Annotated in this window: 17 protein-coding genes; 6 read left to right on the top strand and 11 right to left on the bottom strand. The window is 45.0% G+C overall.

Going from position 1 to position 18,352, the window contains the following annotated elements:
- Positions 1–66: 66 nt before the first annotated feature.
- Positions 67–339, top strand: a complete 273-nt coding sequence (yccX, locus tag A6E01_RS06750) for an acylphosphatase (protein WP_017029010.1) — start codon at positions 67–69, stop codon at positions 337–339.
- On the opposite strand, the gene A6E01_RS06745 is transcribed toward yccX, so the two are convergent.
- The 6 genes from A6E01_RS06745 to A6E01_RS06720 form a co-directional block, all read right to left on the bottom strand.
- Positions 334–663 carry a TusE/DsrC/DsvC family sulfur relay protein gene (locus A6E01_RS06745; RefSeq protein ID WP_017029009.1) on the bottom strand — a complete coding sequence of 110 codons (330 nt, stop codon included), beginning with the start codon at positions 661–663 and terminating at the stop codon, positions 334–336. The two genes, yccX and A6E01_RS06745, sit on opposite strands and share 6 nt — an antisense overlap.
- A 97-nt stretch (positions 664–760) precedes the next feature.
- Complete coding sequence (locus A6E01_RS06740) at positions 761–1,423, bottom strand: Bax inhibitor-1/YccA family protein (RefSeq protein ID WP_017029008.1); 663 nt, start codon at positions 1,421–1,423, stop codon at positions 761–763.
- Between the two features lie 207 nt (positions 1,424–1,630).
- The gene (locus tag A6E01_RS06735; protein ID WP_017030615.1) at positions 1,631–2,380 is read right to left on the bottom strand and encodes an amino acid ABC transporter ATP-binding protein; all 750 of its coding nucleotides are present in this window, start codon (positions 2,378–2,380) and stop codon (positions 1,631–1,633) included.
- Positions 2,381–2,396: 16 nt separating this feature from the next.
- Positions 2,397–3,494 carry an amino acid ABC transporter permease gene (locus tag A6E01_RS06730; protein WP_065209887.1) on the bottom strand — a complete coding sequence of 366 codons (1,098 nt, stop codon included), beginning with the start codon at positions 3,492–3,494 and terminating at the stop codon, positions 2,397–2,399.
- A gap of 1 nt (position 3,495) precedes the next feature.
- Positions 3,496–4,698, bottom strand: coding sequence for an amino acid ABC transporter permease (locus A6E01_RS06725; protein WP_017029005.1), 1,203 nt, complete (start codon positions 4,696–4,698; stop codon positions 3,496–3,498).
- Positions 4,699–4,769: 71 nt separating this feature from the next.
- Positions 4,770–5,798, bottom strand: a complete 1,029-nt coding sequence (locus A6E01_RS06720; protein WP_017029004.1) for an amino acid ABC transporter substrate-binding protein — start codon at positions 5,796–5,798, stop codon at positions 4,770–4,772.
- Positions 5,799–6,244: 446 nt separating this feature from the next.
- Between A6E01_RS06720 and A6E01_RS06715 the strand changes: the two genes are divergently transcribed.
- From A6E01_RS06715 to A6E01_RS06705, 3 genes are all read left to right on the top strand, one after another.
- A complete protein-coding gene (locus tag A6E01_RS06715) occupies positions 6,245–7,189 on the top strand; it encodes a precorrin-2 dehydrogenase/sirohydrochlorin ferrochelatase family protein (RefSeq protein WP_065209886.1) in 945 nt (314 codons plus the stop codon).
- A gap of 48 nt (positions 7,190–7,237) precedes the next feature.
- Positions 7,238–7,672 carry a thioredoxin TrxC gene (trxC, locus tag A6E01_RS06710; protein WP_017029002.1) on the top strand — a complete coding sequence of 145 codons (435 nt, stop codon included), beginning with the start codon at positions 7,238–7,240 and terminating at the stop codon, positions 7,670–7,672.
- A 164-nt stretch (positions 7,673–7,836) separates the two neighbouring features.
- Positions 7,837–8,994 carry an MFS transporter gene (locus A6E01_RS06705; RefSeq protein ID WP_065209885.1) on the top strand — a complete coding sequence of 386 codons (1,158 nt, stop codon included), beginning with the start codon at positions 7,837–7,839 and terminating at the stop codon, positions 8,992–8,994.
- Between the two features lie 58 nt (positions 8,995–9,052).
- On the opposite strand, the gene A6E01_RS06700 is transcribed toward A6E01_RS06705, so the two are convergent.
- Together A6E01_RS06700 and A6E01_RS06695 are read right to left on the bottom strand one after the other, a co-directional pair.
- Positions 9,053–9,535, bottom strand: coding sequence for a YajQ family cyclic di-GMP-binding protein (locus A6E01_RS06700; protein ID WP_017029000.1), 483 nt, complete (start codon positions 9,533–9,535; stop codon positions 9,053–9,055).
- Between the two features lie 13 nt (positions 9,536–9,548).
- Entirely contained in the window at positions 9,549–10,601 is a 1,053-nt protein-coding gene (locus A6E01_RS06695; RefSeq protein ID WP_017242873.1) for a 3-deoxy-7-phosphoheptulonate synthase, read from the bottom strand.
- A 275-nt stretch (positions 10,602–10,876) separates the two neighbouring features.
- On the opposite strand from A6E01_RS06695, the gene A6E01_RS06690 reads away from it, so the two are divergent.
- Together A6E01_RS06690 and A6E01_RS06685 are read left to right on the top strand one after the other, a co-directional pair.
- The gene (locus A6E01_RS06690; protein WP_065209884.1) at positions 10,877–11,746 is read left to right on the top strand and encodes a putative PEP-binding protein; all 870 of its coding nucleotides are present in this window, start codon (positions 10,877–10,879) and stop codon (positions 11,744–11,746) included.
- Between the two features lie 106 nt (positions 11,747–11,852).
- On the top strand, positions 11,853–12,689 hold the full coding sequence (locus A6E01_RS06685) for a CvfB family protein (RefSeq protein ID WP_017028997.1): 837 nt from the start codon (positions 11,853–11,855) through the stop codon (positions 12,687–12,689).
- A 179-nt stretch (positions 12,690–12,868) separates the two neighbouring features.
- On the opposite strand, the gene rsmF is transcribed toward A6E01_RS06685, so the two are convergent.
- The 3 genes from rsmF to A6E01_RS06670 all read right to left on the bottom strand — a co-directional run bounded on the left by rsmF (position 12,869) and on the right by A6E01_RS06670 (position 18,340).
- A complete protein-coding gene (gene rsmF, locus A6E01_RS06680) occupies positions 12,869–14,299 on the bottom strand; it encodes a 16S rRNA (cytosine(1407)-C(5))-methyltransferase RsmF (RefSeq protein ID WP_065209883.1) in 1,431 nt (476 codons plus the stop codon).
- A gap of 127 nt (positions 14,300–14,426) precedes the next feature.
- Positions 14,427–17,069 (bottom strand): PqiB family protein, encoded by a 2,643-nt coding sequence (locus A6E01_RS06675; RefSeq protein WP_065209882.1) that lies wholly within the window; start codon positions 17,067–17,069, stop codon positions 14,427–14,429.
- Complete coding sequence (locus A6E01_RS06670; RefSeq protein WP_065209881.1) at positions 17,066–18,340, bottom strand: paraquat-inducible protein A; 1,275 nt, start codon at positions 18,338–18,340, stop codon at positions 17,066–17,068. Before A6E01_RS06670 ends, A6E01_RS06675 begins: the two co-directional genes overlap by 4 nt.
- Positions 18,341–18,352 lie beyond the last annotated feature (12 nt).

Below are 18,352 nucleotides of genomic sequence, written 5' to 3'. Positions count from 1 at the left end.
ATCAGAAGGGCTTATACTTTTAGATATTCGTATAGGTGAATCTATTTTGGACAATCAGGAGGCGATATGGTGTCGATCTGTAGAAAGTTCTTACTGTCGGGCAGGGTACAAATGGTGGGTTTTCGCTATCACACCGCTCATGAAGGATTAAAGCTGGGTTTGACCGGCTATGCGAAAAATCTCAATGATGGCAATGTAGAAGTGATGGCTTGTGGCTCTGAGTCAGGGGTCGATCAGTTAGGTGAATGGCTCAAACAAGGCCCAAGAACGGCTTCTGTAGAAAGCTGTATTCCATCAGAAGCCGAATTTAAGCACTATTCAGGCTTTAATATCCTATAAGCACTTGGCCGGTTTTGGCAGTCCTGCCAATTTGGTCGCTTGCTTTGCAGGACCTTTTTTGAACAGCTTGAAAAGGTATTTGCTGTTGCCTTTTTCTGGACCGTGCGCTTTCTCCATCGCCTTGACCAGCATTCGAACTGCAGGTGAGGTATTGAACTCTATATAAAAGTTTCGTACAAAATGCACCACCTCAAGGTGTGCCTCTGTCAATTCAATGCCTTCCTCTTCGGCTAAGATAGCGATCATGCCTTCTTCCCAATCCTTAAAGTTGAGTAGGTAGCCTTGCGCGTCGGTTTCTATGCTTTTGCCGTTAAATTCAAACATAGTCTGTTCCTAATTTAGATTCTGTTCATTGAATTATCATTAAAAAACAAAAAGCCCGCAACTAGTGCGGGCTTAACAACTCAGAGATTAATCAAAATTAATCGTTATTCATGATGCCTAGAATGCTTAGCAGGCTGATGAATAGGTTGTAGATAGATACATACAGGCTTACTGTCGCTGAGATGTAGTTGGTCTCACCGCCGCGAACAATCTGCTGTGTTGTTAGCAAGATTACACCAGTAGAGAACATAACGAACATGCCGCTCATTGCTAGGTGAATCATTGGCATTTGTAGGAAGATGTTGGCCACCATACCTACTAGTAGCACTACGAAGCCAGCCATCAAAACGCCACCAAGGAAAGAAAGGTCGCGTTTAGTAGTTAGAGCGTAAGCAGATGCGCCCATGAAGGCCAGTGCTGTACCACCAAGAGCAGTCACTATGGTGTCACCCATGCCTGCACCAATGTACATGTTCAGGATAGGACCCGTTGTGTAGCCCAAAAAGCCTGTGAATAGGAATGTAAACACTAGACCCATGCTGTTGTTACGGTTCTTTTCAGTAAGGTAAAGTAGGCCGTAAAAACCAACCAGCATCAGGATAAGACCTGGGCGAGGTAGGTTCATTGCCATAGAGAAGCCCGCAACGATAGCAGACCAAAGTAGTGTTAGTGATAACAAGAAGTAGGTGTTACGCAAAACCTTGTTGGTTTGCAGCACACTTTCTTGCGTGCGAGTGCGTGATACCATTGGACTGTTCATAGAGTTCCTCAAAGACCTTTAAATAATTAGTATATATATGTGGCGAAAAGTTCCATTTTTCAAGTATGACATTCGCCTGAGCCAACTTGATATTAAGCAAATAGTGTTACCGAGTGAACCGCAAAGTGTAACAAATGGTAACATTGCTAGTTAAAGCAAAGTAAAAAGGGCAGCTTAGCTACCCTTTATTCTACGTGAAAATTGCCGTTAGTGGTGCAGTATTTGCGACAAGAAGTTTTGTGTACGATCCGATTGTGGATTTTCAAAGAAGTCCACTGGGTTGTTTTCTTCAATGATTTCTCCGGCATCCATGAAGATAACCCGATCCGCCACCTCTTTTGCAAAGCCCATTTCGTGCGTTACACACAGCATGGTCATACCTTCATCGGCAAGCTCAACCATTACGTCCAACACTTCACGTACCATCTCAGGGTCAAGCGCAGACGTTGGCTCATCAAATAGCATTACTTGAGGATTCATGCAAAGAGAGCGAGCGATAGCAACACGTTGTTGCTGACCACCAGAAAGCTGACCTGGGTATTTGTCTGCTTGCTCTGGGATCTTAACGCGCTCTAGATACTTCATCGCCACTTTTTCAGCTTCTTCCTTAGGCATTTTCTTAACCCAAATTGGTGCTAAGGTGCAGTTCTCTAAAACCGTTAGGTGAGGGAAGAGGTTAAAGTGCTGAAAACACATGCCCACTTCTCTACGCACCGCTTCGATGTTTTTTAGATCTTCGGTGAGCTCTGTACCGGATACAAAGATATGCCCTTGCTGATGCTCTTCCAAGCGGTTGATGCAGCGAATCATTGTGGATTTACCAGAGCCCGATGGGCCACAGATAACAATCTTCTCGCCTTTTTTAACCTCAAGGTTGATGTTCTTTAGTACGTGAAACTCACCGTACCACTTATTCATGTCCTTCAATTGGATCATGTAATCTTGTTGTTGCGTCATAATACGTCCTTGATAATTATCGTTTGTGACCGGTGTGAAGTTTGTTCTCTAGCCATATCGAATATCTCGACATGCCGAAACAAAATACCCAGAACACTAACGCGACAAATACATAACTTTCGATAGCAAAACCAAGCCACTCAGGGTCGGTATTTGCAGATTGACCAATACCTAAAACATCAAACATACCAATGATGAGAACTAGACTGGTGTCTTTAAACAAACCAATGAAGGTGTTTACAATCGAAGGAATGGTAATCTTAAGCGCTTGAGGAAGAATGATTAAACGCATTTTCTTCCAATATGTGAGCCCTAACGCATCAGCAGCTTCATATTGTCCCTTTGGAATCGCTTGAAGACCACCACGAATAACCTCGGCCATATAAGCGGCACTAAACATTACCACACCAATCAGGGCTCTGATCAGCTTGTCCGTTTCCATTCCCTCAGATAGGAACAAAGGCAGCATTACTGAAGCCATAAATAGAACGGTGATTAGCGGTACACCACGCCATACTTCGATGTAGACGGTACACATACTACGAATGATCGGCATCTCAGAGCGACGGCCCAGAGCTAATAGCACGCCTATAGGCAGTGAAACCACGATACCAACGAGTGCGATGATCAGCGTTACTAACAAGCCGCCCCATTTATGCGTATCTACTACCTCTAATCCAAACACACCACCGTACAGCAAGGCAGCAATGATAAACGGATAGATATTAACGAAGAATAACCAAATCCACGTTCTCTTCGGTGTTTTTTCATACATTAACGCTGCAACAAATATTGCGAGTGTTGCGTAAAATAGGCGAGGGCGCCACAGTTCAGCTTCAGGGTAGAAGCCGTACATAAATTGCTCCCAACGCACACTGATAAACACCCAACATGCGCCTGCGCTGGTGCAGTCATCACGTGTAGTACCTACCCAATCAGCGTTTACAAACGCCCAACTCAAAACGTTGCTGAAGAGTAAAAAGGCGAGATAGCCCAATAGTACCGAAACGATAGAGTTTAAAGGAGAACTGAATAAGTTCTTACGTAACCAACCCACAACGCCTACAGAGCTTGAGGGTGGCGGAAGATCAGGTTGAAATTGATGTATGCTCATATTATCTCTCCACCAGCGCAACTTTTTTGTTGTAGATATTCATGACTAGAGAGGTCAGTAGACTTAATGTCAGGTAGACGCCCATTGTCATTGCGATGATTTCGATAGCCTGACCTGTCTGGTTCAGCGTCGTACCCGCAAATACCGACACAAGATCCGGATAACCAATAGCCATTGCTAAAGAGGAGTTCTTAGTCAGGTTGAGGTATTGGCTAGTTAATGGTGGAATGATGATACGCAATGCTTGCGGAATCACGACCAAACGCAACGTACGAGTACGAGGTAAACCTAGGGACATTGCCGCTTCAGTTTGCCCATGGCTAACGGCGTTGATACCTGAACGCACGATTTCGGCAATAAACGAAGCCGTATAAATACTCAGTGCCAGAGTAAGAGCGGCTAACTCCGGAATGATACTGATACCACCCTTAAAGTTAAAACCTTTAAGTTCAGGGTATTCAGTACTGATTGGCATTCCCGCAATGAAATATGCAATCAAAGGTAGAACGATAATCAGTGCAACAGAAATACGACCAACAGGGGTTTGTTGACCGGTTAGCTTTTGTTTGTTTTTAGCCCAAATCGCAACAAAGATAGAGGCAATAATCGCGATAATAAAAGCTGCGAGAACAATACCGCTGCCTTCATTGAAAACAGGGGCCGGCATAAACAAGCCGCGAACGTTTAAGAAGAGGGCTTCTCCAAGGCTCAAGCTTTGTCTTGGTGATGGCAGCGCCTGCAATACAGCGAAATACCAGAAAAAGATTTGCAGTAACAAAGGAATGTTACGGAAAACCTCGATATATACAGCGGCTAAGCGGCTTACCAACCAGTTGCTCGATAGGCGAGCAACACCCATGATAAATCCGAGGATTGTCGCGAAAAAAATCCCCAACGCTGCAACCAAAGCGGTGTTTAGTAGACCAACAAAGAAGGTTCGGCCGTAACTGTAAGTCTCATCATATTCAATAAGATGCAGTCCAATACCAAAACCGGCTTCTTTTGATAAGAAATCAAATCCCGTCGCGATACCACGTGCATCCAGATTGCTTAATGCATTATTGACTATGGTATAGAAGAACCAAACTAGGCCAAGTACAGCAATAACCTGAAAGGCGATGGCTCGGAAGGTGGGATTGTAGAGGAGGTTGGTGCTTTTTGGTGCCGAACTCACTCCGGCGGGGTTTACTTTCGGTGGCGTCATACAACTAACCTTTAATTAAATCCATTTAAACAAAAGGGCGGCGAGGCCGCCCTTAGGTTACAACTTCAGGATTAACGCATTGGTGGCGCGTACATAAAGCCACCCGCATTCCATAGTGCGTTAACACCACGGCTAATCTGTAGCGGAGAGCCAGTACCAACAGTACGTTCGAAGCTTTCGCCGTAGTTACCCACTTGCTTAATCACTTGGTAACCCCAGTCATCTTTAATGCCTAGTGCAGTACCTTTAGGACCGTCAACACCAAGGATACGCTTAACGTTTGGATCTGAAGACTTCAGCATTTCATCCGCATTCTTAGATGAGATACCGTACTCTTCAGCGTTAATCATTGCTGAAAGCGTCCACTTAGCTACGTTGAACCACTTGTCGTCGCCTTGGCGAACAACTGGGCCTAGAGGCTCTTTAGAGATGATTTCTGGTAATACGACTGCAGAAGAAGGATCTTTAAGGTTTAGACGAAGTGCATATAGGCCAGATTGGTCAGTAGTCAGTACGTCACAACGTCCTGCATCGAAACCTGCAGAAGTCTGAGCCGCTGTATCAAATACTACTGGCTTGTATTCCATGCCGCTTGCACGGAAGTAATCGGCAAGGTTTAGCTCGGTAGTTGTACCTGACTGTACACATACCGCCGCACCATCAAGTTCTTTCGCGCTAGAAACACCTAGGTCTTTCTTAACCATGAAGCCTTGACCATCGTAGTAGTTAACACCTACGAAGTTTAGACCTAGTGCCGTATCACGGTGCTGAGTCCAAGTAGTGTTACGAGACAGTACGTCGATCTCACCAGACTGAAGCGCTGTAAAACGCTCTTTTGCTGTAAGAGGTACGTATTTAACCTTAGTTTTGTCGCCTAGAACCGCTGCAGCAAGCGCTTGACAGTACTCAACATCAATACCTTCCCACTCACCTTTTGAGTTAGGGTTCGAAAAGCCTGGAAGGCCAGTGCTCACACCACAGGTGAGAGAGCCTGCAGCTAATACTTTGTCTAGTGTGCTATCTGCTGCTGATGCAGACGTCGCTACGACAGCTGCCGATGCAGCTACTACTGAAGCTAGAATTGTGAGTTTGTTCGCCATCTATTCGTATCCTTTCTTTTAAAATCCATGGGTGATGAGGCATCACCTAGTACGACTTTGCATTTCTGCATTAAACGTGAATTCGATTGTACGATTCACTAAATTGGGGCATATTTTTTATACCCGTATACAAAGTAGTTGAGGTTGCTAAGTATCTCAATTAATTACAAATTGTGATTTACTCTTAACTAACCACTTTAGAATGACTAAATGTTGTCAGTTTGTAAATAGTGCAGCATTGTGTAACTTTGGGGAATCGGAGAAAGCTCCCAATATGAATGGTCTAATCAGTGTTGTGTGTGGAAAAGCTATTAATTTGCAGTGATAAATACTATTAGACTAAGTATTACAGAGTATTTCAATGTCACACTTAGCGGTTTAATTTTTATCGCGCACCAAAATGGTGACACGGGTTTAGCTTGGGCAATTAACATTTAAGGAACAAAATGCGATATTTTCCTCTGTTTTATGATCTCTATCACAAACCAGTTTTGGTTGTAGGTGGGGGGGAAGTAGCAAGCAGAAAAGTAGAGAGCCTGCTCAAGGCTGGCGCTTTTGTCTCAGTAGTTTCACCTACATTAGAGCCATTTTTGCTTTCTTTGTACGAAGAAGAGAAGCTAAGTTGGATAAAAGGCTTTTACCAACAAGAACTCATAGAAGAGTTCGTACAAATTTGGGCAACAACCGATAATCCAGATCTCAACCACAGAGTGCATGCCGATGCGAAAAGAGCAGGCATTATGGTCAATGTGGTTGATGATACCGAATATTGTGATTTCATTACCCCTTCCATGATAACCCGTGGACGCATTCAGGTCGCGTTTTCAAGTGGCGGCAGCTCACCTGTCCTTATTCGCAACCTAAGGCGTACCTTTGAGGCGGTTTTGCCACAAAATTTGGGTCTGCTGGCTGAGTTTGCAGCGTCGAAACGTGCCGATATTAAAGTGAAACTGCCAGATGTGACTCGCAGACGATTATTTTGGGAGTACTTTTTCGAGGCACCTGAGGTTAAATCTTCACAGACGAAATCGCAGTTGCAAGCCTGTTATGAAGCGACGCTAGATAGCAAACAGTTTGAGCCAAATTATTCTGTCAGTTGGATAGAGACGGGCAGTGATTTTGAAATGCTCACTCTCAAGGCTTTACGTCTGATGCAATCAGCAGAGATGGTGCTCTATCATCATGAATTAGATGCGGTATTTGCAGATAGTTGTCGACGAGATGCGGAGCGTATTTCATGGAGTGAGGTCGCTGAGCTTAAAAAACGGCTAGAAGAGCAACTGGAACTGCGACGCTCTGTGGTGGTATTGCTCCCTGAAGTTAACAAGGGGCTGCTGTCAGAGCTTTCATTATGTTACGGCCGCATACAAGTATTGGGATATGCGAGATAACCGCTAAAGTTTTCGAACAATTAATCTATTAATAAAAATGAGGAAGTTATGTCATCATTTAAAACCCGCTGTCCTTCGTGTGGCGGTCTAAATCGAGTCCCTAACGAGCGCGTCTCAGAAGGCGCTAAATGTGGCAAATGCAAACAGGCGCTACTCGATGGCGCTCCTATCGAAGGAACAAGCGACAACTTCGCAGCCTTGCTACAAGGTGACACGCCTATTGTCGTTGATTTCTGGGCACCTTGGTGTAATCCGTGTGTAGGGTTTGCGCCGGTGTTTGCTGATGTGGCAAAAGAGCGCGAAGGTCAGGTTCGTTGTGTCAAGATTGATACCGAGGCGCAGCAACAGTTAGGTGCGCAATTTCAAATTAGAAGCATTCCAACCGTCATGGTATTTAAGAATGGTCAACGCGTAGATATGCTCAGTGGCGCCTTACCAAAATCTCAGTTTGATCAGTGGTTAAATCAAGCACTTACCAAGTAATTCTCTGCGTCCGTAGCATTAAGTTGCGGACGGTTTTTTTGTGATATTGCCATAAATTTCTTTTATCGAAACCTTAGAAATTCTTTGTTTTACTTAGCCTTCAATTAATCCCATATTCGCGCCTTAAATCCTTCCTAATCATTCATTAATCTAGGCGCAAGACATTGGAAAAAGCACTTCTTCCTGAAGGTGTATCTCGTATCACCGTACCTGTTATCGCATTGACTTTTTACGCCGTGGCATCGGGCTATTTAATGAGCTTGATCCCTCTTATGTTGGGTCAGTTTAATATTCCAACGTACTATGCGAGTTGGCTTGCGAGCGCTTTTTATGCAGGCTTACTAGTCGGTGCCGTCATTGTTGAACGTCTTATTCATGAGGTAGGGCATCGACGCGCTTTCATTGGGTGTTTAGTGACATTTGCCCTAACGGTTGTGGTATTGCCAGTGTTTGCCAATGGCTTTGTATGGTTAGCGGCACGTTTTACTGCAGGCATTGCAGTTGCAGGGATATTCGTCATCGTTGAGTCTTGGCTAATGTCCGGTGATGAAGAGTCTCGAATGAAAAGATTAAGCCTATATATGCTTTCGCTTTACGGTGGTTCTGCGTTTGGTCAATTGGGTATTGGCGTTTTTGGCATCAATGGCGTAACGCCCTTTATTGTGATTGTCTCTCCAATCGTTGCGGCTGTTTTAGTGTTAAAGTTTGTTGCCTGCACACAGCCTAATAGCCAAGAGTCAGCGACACTTTCCTTTAAGCAAATATCAAGGCTTAACCACGCAGCCATTATAGGTTGTATTGTATCGGGCCTTACACTGGGTGCCATATATGGGCTTATGCCGGTAGAACTGGCGAACCGTAAAATTGAGCACACTGATATAGGCAGTTTGATGGCGCTGGTGATCTTAGGCGGGATGTTGGTTCAGCCTTTGGTGAGTAAGCTTAACAAATTCATGAGCCGAGTCATGCTAATGGCGTTGTTGTGTATGCTAGGTATGTTTGCGATTGGCTTAACGTTTGTTTCGTCTTCGGTGGCACTGCTCGCTGGGGCACTGTTTCTGCTAGGAATGGCAACCTTTGGCATTTACCCGGTGGCCATAAACCTTGGATGCGAAAAGCTTGATGAGCGCTTTATTGTCTCAGCAACACAAGTGATGCTGTTTAGCTATAGCGTTGGCTCTGTTGCAGGACCTGTCGTAGCAGATGGGTTTCTTTCGCAACTACATGGACTGCTTGGCTATTTATTCGCAGCTTTGTTGGCAACGTGTATTTACATGCTAGTGGCGGCAAGTAAAACAAAACAGCAAATGGTGGCAGGATAGAAATCACAAAAAACGAGGGCCATGGCCCTCGTTAGTATTTTTAGACTTTACTTGAAAGTTAGTCTCTGAAGTTCTCATATTGGAACGGCTGACCAAGGTCTGAGCTCTTGATTAGTGCGATAGCCGATTGTAGGTCGTCGCGCTTTTTGCCCGTAATACGAACTTTCTCACCTTGGATGCTCGCTTGAACCTTAAGCTTGGCGTCTTTCACGGCTTTAACCAGCTTCTTGGCCATTTCCTTGTCGATACCTTGCTTAAACAGTACAGTTTGGTACCAGTTCTTGCCTGATGCTTCTTCTTTTTGAGAATCCATTGTATTGACGTCAACACCACGCTTGGTCAAATTTCCGCGTAGAATGTCGCGCATTTGTTGCAGTTGGAATTCGGCTTCAGCAGTCAGTTTTACTTGCTCATCTTTGAATTCAAAGCTGGCTTGTACGCCTCTGAAATCAAAACGGGTAGCAAGTTCACGATTCGCGTTTTCTACTGCGTGTCGCACGTCGACAACTTCGATTTCTGAAACAATATCAAATGAAGGCATTTACTTCTTCTCCTTAAAGTTGTGTTTTAACAGCGTCTGATAAAATATCCAGCATCTCTACTGTGTGTGCCCAGCTTAGGCATGGGTCAGTGATAGATTTGCCGTACTGCAGTGCAGAAAGGTCGTCCATTGGCTGATTGCCTTCTTCGATGAAGCTCTCTGCCATGATCCCAGCAACATAGGTGCTGCCTGATTTTATCTGATCTGCGATCTCTTTTGCTACATCTAGTTGTTTACGGTGCTGCTTTTGGCAGTTAGCGTGACTAAAGTCGACAACAAGTCGTTTCGGCAGGCCTACTTCGCCAAGCGCATTACAAGCGTTCTCTATTGATTGTGTATCAAAGTTTGGACCGGTATCGCCACCGCGTAAGATCACATGGCCGTGAGGATTACCTGAAGTGCGGTATACCGTCATACGACCATTCTTATCCGGCGAATAGAAGTAGTGAGAAGCCTTAGAAGCGCGCACAGCGTCGATAGCGATTTTTACGCTGCCGTTTGTGCCATTTTTAAAACCTACAGGACACGATAAGGCAGAAGCCATTTCACGGTGAATTTGAGATTCAGTCGTACGAGCGCCAATTGCGCCCCATGAAATCAGGTCAGTAATGTATTGGCCCGTGATCATGTCTAAGAACTCAGTTGCGGTAGCTAGGCCTAGTTTGTTGATGTCTAGAAGCAGCTTACGCGCCTTGTTGAGACCGGTTTCTAGTGCGTATGAGCCATCTAGATTCGGATCCGTAATCAGGCCTTTCCAGCCGATGATGGTGCGAGGCTTCTCAAAGTAGGTACGCATTACGATGAATAACTGGTCTTTGTATTGGTCCTGAATTGCCGCTAGACGACCGGCATAATCCATCGCCGCTTCAGTATCATGAATAGAGCAAGGACCTACAATCACGAGAAGTCGTTTATCTTCGCCTTTTAAGATAGCTTCAATTTGGCGACGAGACTCCTCAATACGGGCTGCAACATCAGCAGTAAGAGGGTGATTTTGAGACAACTCAGCTGGCGTTGGCATTGGACCGAGTGGTTGAGTGCGCAACTCATCAGTTTTTAGAGACATAATTTTGTTTTCTTCTTATAGCGAAATTGGGCTAAAGATAGCGGAATTACGAGAGGGAATAAACTTCATTACCCAAAAATAGAGAAATTCTTAGTTATTTGTCTAAGAAATGCACGCTAAAGAGGGTTATGAACAGTGAGTGGCATCCTTGGTCGGCGTAAGGGGGTTACTCCGTATTTTTCTTCGCCTAAATTTTCGGTTAAGTATTTGAATCGTCGGTGTGAGGTGGTATTTTGAATCAGATAATAGCTACTTAGATCTAGAAAGGGACGCAAATGCCAAACACGCTAAATTCGGAAATTATTTTAGGCTCTTCATTGCAACAAGTGAACGACACTGCAGAGCATGTATTGCTGTCCATAGGGGATGTAATCCAAGAGCGCGTGTTCTTTCACCCTGCACTTATTGGCCAAGACTCTACGCTAAGTGATGCGGACAAAATGGCCCTTGACGCTGTTGTGAACGGTCAAGTTCTAAGAGAGTTCTATCTAGAAGTTCTAAACGAAACAGCAAAAGATCTTAAGCTAGTTGAGCACAAGCGTGTACGCGTGCAACTGAGCAATTGCGACAGCAGTTCTTTATCTACCTTGATTGCTGGCAGCTTAGAAGAGCAAGAGCTGAACCCTATGCTGGGAATGCGCGGTGTTTCGCGTTATGCCTCTGACTTTTATAAATCCAGCTTTGCGGTTGAGTGTCAGTTCATTAAAGACCTCAGAGAGCAGGGCGTAGCTGTAGAAATTGTCGTTCCCTTTGTGCGTAGCTTAAGTGATGCGGCTAAGGTCATCGACAATTTGGCAGAGCAAGGTCTACCTCGTGGATTAAATGGCCTTAAGGTTTTATTTGGCGCTGACACGCCGTCCTCTGTGTTGCTTTCAGAGCGTCTATTAAAGTACTTCGACGGCGTGTGCATCGACCTAGCTTCACTTACACAGCTTACTCTTGGCGTGGACAGGAATAACGAAGCGGTATCATCGGGTTACAACGTGGAGCACGAATCAGTCACTGAGTTGCTATCACTGGTTCTAACCCAAGCCCATGCGGCTCGTAAGCCTGCGATGTTGATTACAGAAGACTTGGCAAGCAAAGCGAAACTGCAAGAGTTTTTGCTAGAGCACCCGCAATGTGACGTGATTAATCTAGATTAAGTCACGAGTGCTAATCCTTTGTATTGTGCAAAGTGCTAGAAAAGTCTTTTTATTGTTGGGGTAAGGCAATACAATCGTCGCGATATCGTCAAACTCGAGTACTACTATGATTAAAATTGGCCAACTTAACTCACTTAAAATCACCCAAATCACTGACTTTGGTGTTTTTCTAGACGCTTACGATTATGGAAGCGTGCTTTTACCTAGAAAACAGCTCAGTGAAGAGCCTGAAGTTGGTCAGTTAGTGAAAGCCTTTCTTTACTTTGATTCCGACAATGAACTTTGCGCTACGCGTGAAAACCCTATCGCGCAAGTAGGCGAGTGGGGTTTGATGGAAATTACCAGTATCAACGCCACGGGTGCATTTGTTAACTGGGGAATTGAAAAGAAAGATTTGCTGGTTCCTTATAGTGAACAGCGTGCCCGTTTTAATGAAGGTCAGACAATATTGGTGTATGTCTACACGGACAATGCCAGCGGTCGTATCGTAGGCACAACCAAGTTCAATAAATGGCTGGATAAAACGCCGCATCATTACAAAGCCAATGACCAAGTAGACCTGTTGATCGCTGAACGCAGTGACCTAGGCTACAAGGCCATTATCAATGGTGAACATTGGGGCATGATTTTTAGTTCGGATGTCATTGGTAAGCTGTTTATTGGCAAGCGCCTTAAGGGCTACATTAAACAAGTACGTGATGACGGCAAGATTGATTTGTCATTGCAGAAAGTCGGTGTTGCTAAGATGGATGATCTTAGTGAGAAGGTGATGGATCTACTGAATAAAAAAGAGGGCTTCCTGCCTCTTAATGACAAGTCTTCACCAGATGCCATCTTTAAGGTATTCCGCACCAGTAAAGGTACATTTAAAAAGACCATTGGTGGGTTGTACAAAGCAGGCTTGATTACCATCGAAGCTGATGGAATCCACTTAGTAAAATAGCAAATTTCTGCCAAAAAATAGCCTAGGCTATCCTGACCTAGGCTTTGGGGAATGGCTCTATGTAAGAGCCTGCGCTAACCGATTAATTGGGTTAAGTTTAGTACACTAAAGCGCTCTTGCCACACAAGAGCGCCTATCTTCAAATACTAAGTTGCAGGCTTCTACTTCATCTCTATGAATTAGAACAAGTTATTATCTCGAACCATTTCTCTTGGTAATCCATTCTTTATGCGATTACCCACCCATTTTCCAATACCTATGGTCACACCATCGTAGCGAACCAGAACCTCACCTTTACTCGAAGGAACTTCTGGACGAACATCGCGGCCCATGTACCATTCACGAGCATCATCTATGTTTAGGTCAATGGCGTTGTCTTCGTTGTGTTGACTCATCGCGACAACGCCCTGGTGCTGCCAGCGATATCCTTTTTTATGAGCTTCGGCGAGTTTGATACCAATGCGTTGGAAGCGCATTTGGTCGAGTAGGGGTTCTATCAGTACTGGGAACAACCAGACTTCATTATCTCGCTGCCACAGCGAATAATTGTCCGATATCTGAATGCCTAAGGCTTCAGTTAATGAGTTAGTGACGGTGTCACTGTCTTTGTTGGACATTCGCTGAAAAGGAAACTTACCTAAGCGCTTTTTCACTTTTGGCGCAGAGACTGAGCCCGTCTTTTTGAACTTGGCAATAAAAAAGCCCTCACAGTCATAGATTTGTGGGTATACGTGAATATATCCCTCGTCTGTAAGAGATAGAGAAGCTTCGGGGAAAAGGTCAGTTAAAGGCTCAACTTCAATACTACCGTCAAAGGCTTGTAACAGGTGATCGACCACTTGCTGGTTTTCTTGGCGGTTTAGCGTGCAGGTTGAATAGACAAGTGTTCCACCTGGCTTCAAGGCGTGGAAGGCACTCTCTATTAAGTCTTGCTGAGTATCGGCAATCTCTTCAACAGAGGACAAACTCCAGTTCTTCATTGCATCTGCGTCTTTACGTAAAGAGCCTTCACCAGAGCAAGGTGCATCAAGCAAAATGGCATCAAAGGTTTCTGGAAGCCAAGGCCCAAACACACGTGCATCAAAGTTGGTCATTGCCATGTTGCCAATGCCGCAGCGCATTAAGTTACCAAACAGTATCTTTACTCGGCTTGCTGAAAATTCATTGGCAACCACTAAGCCTTGTTTTCCCATATTGGCGGCGATCTGTGTGGTTTTTGAGCCCGGTGCTGCCGCCATATCCAATACTCGAAAATCAGCGTCAACATTGAGGTCATCAAATAGCGCCGTTACTGGCATCATAGAGCTGGCTTCTTGAATGTAAAATAGGCCTGCAAGGTGTTGGCTAGTATTGCCAAGTGAGGTGGCAGACTCATCGACGTTATCCAGCCAAAAGCCTTCTTTGCACCAAGGTACGGGTGTTAATGTCCAGCCCATTGCTAATGCCTGCTCTTTAAAGTCTTCAACGGAGATCTTAAGAGTATTCACCCGAATGCTGCGTTTTAAAGGGCGCTTACACGCCTCAAGTAATTCATCTAGGTTTAGGTGCGAAGGCATTTGTTCTTTCATTAGTTGAACAAATTGCTCTGGGATATATACGTTTTGATGCAAGGTAGGATTCCTATGAGAAAGGCGAGCATGCGAAGTGTAGCAACGCTCGCTTTATCTTGAAAGTGTATAGCGTTGAAAGAGGAGAGACGCGTTGCGTTGATAGCGTCTCTCTTCTAGGAGAACTTTTCTAAGGTTTTGGAATAGCGGTGCGCCATTCCAGCCAAGCGGGTTCAGCCTTCTTGTACAGGTAGAAAGAGCGCTCAGCTTTTGCCATTGGTAGCAAATTCTGCTCTTCCGGTGTTGTAAATGCAATGCCACCCCTAAGAAGACTATCTACGGTGCCAGCCTTTACGTTTGCGCCGCTTAAGCCAATAGAAACATCTAGGCCAGATACATTCCAGAATAGAGAGTTTTGTCTTACCAAGTAGGCGTAGTCTTTATCAACCTTAATGGTAATGATCACTCTATCCGCCAATTCACCTAACTGGACATCATTAACGTAACCGACTTCCATCTCACGATAGAGGATGGGGGTGTTCTTAGAAACTGAGCCTTTGACTTCAGTCTGTAAGAAAAAGGTCACGCCATCTTCTAGTGGTGCTTTCTTTAACAAAGTGAAATGATTTTTCTTGGCACTATCCGTGCCCGGTTTTACTTCAATAATCGGAATGATAGCGCTGGCTAGATTCTTAACGCCACTGAGGCTTATCTCAGGGTTCACGAGCCAAAATTGGGTTCCCTTAACCGCAATCTTGGAGACGTACTGAGGATAGATGCGTGCAAGCATTTCAACGCCAGCTTTTTCAAATAGTGGAGAGACGAGAGTAACTTCACCAACATCAACACCTTGATACTTGATCTTTGTACCTTTAGTGACAGAGGCATTATCAGCAGCGTTGATGCGAATAATTTTTCCAAACTGGCGAGCATCATCTTGACTAGGGTAAAGCTTATAGTGTTTGCCGAGCTTGTTCTCAACACCAGGCAAGGTATCAAAGGCGATGCCCCCTTGCAGAACTCGAGATAAAGGAGCTGCTTTCACAGACACGCCCGATAGACCAGCATCAATCTCTACACCCGAATGGTTCCAAAACACCGTGTTGGAATTGATGAGGTGGCGGTATTGGTTGTCAAGCTTGATCTTCACTTCCATCCCCGCATGGCCTAACTTGTAATCCAACACTTGTCCCACGACTAAGTTTCTGTAGAAGATAGGCGTACCCACATTCACAGGAGGCATTTCTGAAGAAAGAAGAGAGATGACCTGACTGCCAGATTTTGTGTAGACCGCAAGCTCTGCTAGAGCTTCACTGGCATACAGCGTATAGCTTGAACTAACAGATTCGCTGCCTTCTCTAATAAAACTTATGCTTCCCGCCAAAAGGTGCTGAAGGGGAGGTACGTTGACGTTCAGCTTGCTGGCATCAAAACTTGCTGACACCGAACTAGAAACAAAGAAGCGATTTTTAGAGCGAATCAATGCACGATACTGTGAGTCAATCAGTACGTTAACCTTGACACCACTGTCATGTAATTGTGACGACGTAACGTGACCAATCTGAATGCCCTTATAAAGCACAGCCGATCCATTGGCTAATCCAAAGCTATGCTCAGCCATCAAAGACAATGCTAGATTGCCACTGTCTTGAGTATTGAGTTCGTCCTGCTTAACGGCTTTAAATGAGCGGGTGGCTTCGCCATCTCCAGGTAATAAGGTCAAGAAATTACCGGTGACAAAGTTACCAAGGTTCTCAACGCCAGCTAGAGACAGGGAGGCTTCTTCAAGAAGAAATTGAGACCCTGAATTCAATAGGTCGTGATAAGCCGGTTCAACGGTGGCTTGGGCGATGATGTCCTGTCGGTCTTTGCTAAGTTGCACATTGGTGATTTGACCGATTTCAATACCTCGGTAAACAAGTGGTGCGCCAGTTGGGTTGATATTGTTGTCGTCTGGAAGGGTTATCTTGATGGGGATACCGCGACCGGCGGTTGCCAGATCAGGGTAAAGCCTAAACTCAGTATCGGACTCTACGCGAGTGCCTTGAGCAGGAGAGTCGACGGCTATGCCACCTCCAATTAACGCAGCAAGGCTTTCAACTCTGACGTCAACGCCATCGAAGCCGACTTTGGCATTAATGCCCGATACATTCCAAAAACGACTCTCACTGGTAATGATGTGGTCGTACTCTTCGTCTATATAGGCGCGTAACACAACGGACTTACCATCTTCATCGAGACTAAAGCTGTAAACCTCACCAATCGGTATTTTTCTAAACAGGATCTTTGAGCCGACATTCACAGATCCAAGGTCCTTACTTCTAAGAGTAAGGCGTAAACCTTCTGAACTGGCGCTGTGTAAGTCCTGTGGGGCTTTAGACAATGCGGCGAATGTCTTTGGAGGAGTGTTAAAGCCTTTTGTCGCGCTTTGTATGGCGATGTAGTTACCAGAAACAAGAGCATCTAGACCAGATACCCCAGATAAACTGGCTGTAGGTTTGACTAGCCAAAACTGAGTGTCTTCGCCCAACAACTGCAGCGCATCACGATAGAGCTCAGCGTCAACGTAGATCCCGTTGAGATCTTCTGCTAATTCAAGCTTACGTACCATGCCAACTTCTAGGCCTTGAAAGCGAATCGTCGTTCTTCCGGCAATCAGCCCTTGAGCATTGGCAAAATGAATACGGACTTGTTGTCCTGCTTCGCTGACACTTTTGTACATTAGCCAACCACCAAGCAGCAGCGCGACAATAGGCAGCGCCCAAAGTGGAGAGAGGCCAGTTGAGCGTTTTACCTTAGGAGTCGGTAAGGATGATTGATTTTGCTCTGTCATGAAAAAGTGTCACCAGTTGAGATTGAATGCTTATGAGTATGGTTTTTCCAAATTAAACGCGGGTCTAACGCATCCGCAGAAAACATGGTAAAGACGACCACGACGCCAAATGCGACCGCGCCAAAGCCAGGTGTGAAATTAAGTACTTGTCCTCTGTCTACCAAGGTTAGCATGATCGACATAACAAAGAGATCCACCATCGACCATTTACCAATCCATTTTACTATATAAAACAGCATCATACGCTGTCTATGAAAAACAGTGCGCTTGAAGTGAATGCAAAGTAGTAGATAGAGGATGCCGAGTATCTTGGCAACGGGTACTACAATACTGGCAATAAAGATGATGATAGCAATCACCAGCATGTCGTTATCTACTAAGGAAATAACGCCAGAGAAAATCGTATCTTCAAGACGAGCGCCATTGGTAAACAAAATGGAAATTGGGATTACATTCGCTGGGATCAAAGCAATCGTTGCCACAATAAGGTAAGCCCACGTGGCTTGCAGAGACTGTTTAGCAGTGCGCTTCATCTTGTTGTGGCAGCGAACGCAATGTTCGGTATGCGTCTGTATTAAATGGCATTGAGGACAATCATGTAGCTCGCTGGGGTTTACTTCCTTACTAATCGTGCGTTCTAGGTATTGAACCTCATCCAGCCTTTGCCAGTATTTTCTAGGGCTCACGCGCAGCACTAATGCTAAGCACACCAATTGCAGTACTACCAATACAGGAAGTGCTAAGCCAAAGATAAGGTCACTGTAATCGGTCAGCTTAAAGCAGCAAATGGCAATGCTGACTATGTAGACGTCTATCATCATCCAGTGTTTTAGGTGATAAATACCGTACATACTCCAGCGCATCAGCGGTGTGTTGTTTTGCTTGAGGGCAAGGTTGGCGGTAATGACACAGACGCAGTGGGCAAGGGGGACTAAGAAACCGCAAAAAAGAACCAGAAACCCAACAAATACAAAGCCTTCATCTATCAGTAAGAACACGCCGTCAAGCAGTGTGGCACTTATGTATTCTCCAAAAAGACGTATGGATAGAAAAGGGTAAAGAACAACAGGGATGAAGAGTAAAAGGCCCACAGTGGCTAAGGCAACGTCTCCGGAGCAAGAGTGTCTGTGTCCACGGTAGAGCTGCGTTTCACAGCGCGGACAATACGCGTCTTGGTTTTCTTTGATAGGCGTCGAAGACACGGCTAATCCACAACCCTGGCACAGGCGCAGTTCGGAATTAGTAGTGATTGCATTGTGAATTGTTGCCATGCAGTTATCGTA

This window comes from Vibrio breoganii, assembly GCF_001677275.1.
GTDB lineage: Bacteria > Pseudomonadota > Gammaproteobacteria > Enterobacterales > Vibrionaceae > Vibrio > Vibrio breoganii.
This window is presented reverse-complemented; position numbering and strand designations above follow the sequence as displayed.